This window comes from Vibrio anguillarum, from assembly GCF_003390515.1.
Classification (GTDB): domain Bacteria; phylum Pseudomonadota; class Gammaproteobacteria; order Enterobacterales; family Vibrionaceae; genus Vibrio; species Vibrio anguillarum.
Map to the genome: position 1 here is coordinate 961,686 of NZ_CP031478.1, position 883 is coordinate 962,568.

Below are 883 nucleotides of genomic sequence, written 5' to 3' on the forward strand. Positions count from 1 at the left end.
TATGTAGCTGAATTTACAAGATCACATAACGCCCGGCTAAGGGGTTGACAACGCACCACCGAACTCAAAAAACACACTGTAAACACTGAGCTTCAATTTTGTACTAAAGCCGCCACGCGTTAGCAATCCCTCTTGAGCCGTTTGTTAGTTGCCCTTGCTCGATTCTAGTGCTAACATTTGTACACACACAAACTTAGGGAGTTACTCATGGACACTAGAATCCAATTTCGTGTTGATGACGAAGTTAAACGCTTAGCTCAGCAAATGGCTGAGAGCCAAGGTCGCACACTCAGCGATGCTTGCCGTGAACTTACTGAACAAATGGCTGAGCAACAAAGAAAAACATTATCTCATGACGTTTGGTTAACTGAACAAGTAAACTTAGCATTTGAAAAGTTTGACTCAGGAAAAGCTTCATTTGTTGATCATGACTCAGCAAAAGCACGAATGGCTGAACGAAAAGCTAAGATTCGCAGCCGAGGTCAACAATGATTTTATGGGAAGAAGAATCGCTAAATGATCGTGAGAAGATCTTTGAGTTTCTTTATGACTTCAACCCAAACGCGGCAGACAAAACTGACGAAATCATCGAAGCTAAAGTAGAAAATTTACTTGAGCAGCCACTGATGGGTTTTCAGCGTGATGGCATTCGAGGACGATTACTAATTATCCCCGAAATCTCAATGATCGTTTCCTATTGGGTTGACGGCTCAACAATTCGTGTAATGCGAGTTCTACATCAGAAGCAGAAATTCCCTACCGACTGATTGTAGTCGGTGGGCAAACTAACGCCCGGCTAAGGGGTTGACAACGCACCGCCGAACTCAAAAAAACACACCGTAAACACAGAACTTCAATTTTGCACTAAAGTCGCCACGCGTTG

Annotated in this window: 2 protein-coding genes; both read left to right on the top strand. The window is 43.4% G+C overall.

Annotated features, from left to right (window positions below):
* Positions 1–207: 207 nt before the first annotated feature.
* A complete protein-coding gene (locus tag DD616_RS04015; protein WP_208871495.1) occupies positions 208–492 on the top strand; it encodes a type II toxin-antitoxin system RelB/DinJ family antitoxin in 285 nt (94 codons plus the stop codon).
* Positions 489–767: a type II toxin-antitoxin system RelE/ParE family toxin gene (locus DD616_RS04020; RefSeq protein WP_017048421.1), complete on the top strand. Its 279-nt coding sequence runs from the start codon at positions 489–491 to the stop codon at positions 765–767. The genes DD616_RS04015 and DD616_RS04020 overlap by 4 nt, the downstream gene beginning before the upstream one ends.
* The last annotated feature ends 116 nt before the right edge of the window (positions 768–883 follow it).